The sequence below is a fragment of the Luteibacter sp. P4_E6 genome (assembly GCF_056401535.1).
Window position 1 is genome coordinate 1 of record NZ_JBFUJE010000757.1, and the last position, 1,470, is coordinate 1,470.

Annotated in this window: 2 protein-coding genes; both read left to right on the forward strand. The window is 65.2% G+C overall.

The window, feature by feature from the left end; translation table 11 throughout:
• The coding region (locus AC1DT2_RS23180; RefSeq protein ID WP_477299025.1) for a phosphoglycerate kinase at window positions 1-1,181 on the forward strand (1,181 nt) is incomplete at its 5' end.
• Window positions 1,181-1,470, forward strand: a 290-nt coding sequence (locus AC1DT2_RS23185; RefSeq protein WP_477299026.1) for an HAD hydrolase-like protein, incomplete at its 3' end; no start/stop codon positions are given. The genes AC1DT2_RS23180 and AC1DT2_RS23185, both read left to right, overlap by 1 nt.

Consider the following 1,470-nt stretch of genomic DNA (forward strand, 5'->3'; position numbering starts at 1 on the left):
TGTCCGTCATCCGCATGCAAGACCTCGACCTGCGCGGCAAGCGCGTCCTGATCCGCGAGGACCTCAACGTCCCGGTCGAAAACGGAAAGATCACCTCCACCCAGCGCCTGGATGCTTCCCTGCCGACCATCGTCGCCGCGCGCGACGCCGGCGCGAAGGTCATGGTCATCTCCCACCTGGGCCGGCCGAAGGAAGGCGAGTTCGATGAAGCCTCCTCGCTCAAGCCGGTCGCCGAGTGGCTGGGCAAGAAGCTCGGCAAGGACGTCCGTCTCGTGCGCGACTACCTCGATGGTGTCGAGGTCGCCGAGGGCGAAGTGGTGGTGCTCGAGAATTGCCGCATGAATGCCGGCGAAGGCAAGGACGACGAGACCCTGTCGAAGAAGTACGCCGCGCTGTGCGATGTCTTCGTCATGGACGCCTTTGGTACAGCGCATCGCGCCCAGGCCTCCACGCACGGTGTGATTCGCTTCGCTCCGATCGCCGCCGCCGGCCCGCTGCTGGCAAAGGAACTCGACGCGCTGGGCAAGGCTCTGGAAAACCCGGACAAGCCGCTCCTGGCCATCGTCGCCGGCTCCAAGGTGTCGACCAAGCTCGAACTGCTGCAGAATCTCGTCGGTCGTGTGGATCAGCTCATCGTCGGCGGTGGCATCGCCAACACCTTCATCCTCGCCGAAGGCCACAAGGTCGGTAAGTCGCTGGTCGAAGCCGATCTGCTCGACATCGCGAAGAAGATCATCGCCGACGCCAAGTCGCGTGGCGCCGACGTGCCGGTGCCCACCGACGTGATCGTCGCCACCGAGTTTTCCGCCACCGCGAAAGCCACGATCAAGAACGTGACCGAGGTCGCCGACGACGAGATGATCCTCGACATCGGTCCCGACACCGCGAAGCGCTACGCCGAACTGATCGCCAAGGCGGGCACGGTCGTCTGGAACGGCCCCGTCGGCGTGTTCGAATTCGACGCCTTCGGCAAAGGCACCGAAACACTCGCCCGCGCGATTGCCGCCTCGAAAGCCTTCTCCATTGCCGGCGGCGGCGACACGCTGGCGGCCGTGGATAAATACGGCATCGAAGACGGCGTCTCCTACATCTCCACCGGCGGCGGCGCCTTCCTCGAGTTCCTCGAAGGCAAGGAACTGCCGGCCGTCGTCGCGCTGAAGGCCCGGGCGGAGAAGCAGTAATGCTCTTCCTCTTCGATCTCGATGGCACCCTCATCGACTCTGAAATCGGCATCTTCGCCGGCGTACGCCATTCCCTGGCGGCCGTCGGCGCGGAGTCGCCGGATGACGCCGCCTTGCGGGCCTGGGTTGGCCCGCCGCTGCGCGTAAGCTATGCCGCCATTCTCGGCGACGACAACGAACGCATCGAAGCCGCCGTGGCGGCGTACGGCGAGCGCTTCCGCGATGTGGGCTGGTCGGAACACACCGTGTACGACGGTATTCCCGAACTGATCGCTTCGCTGTCTGCTGC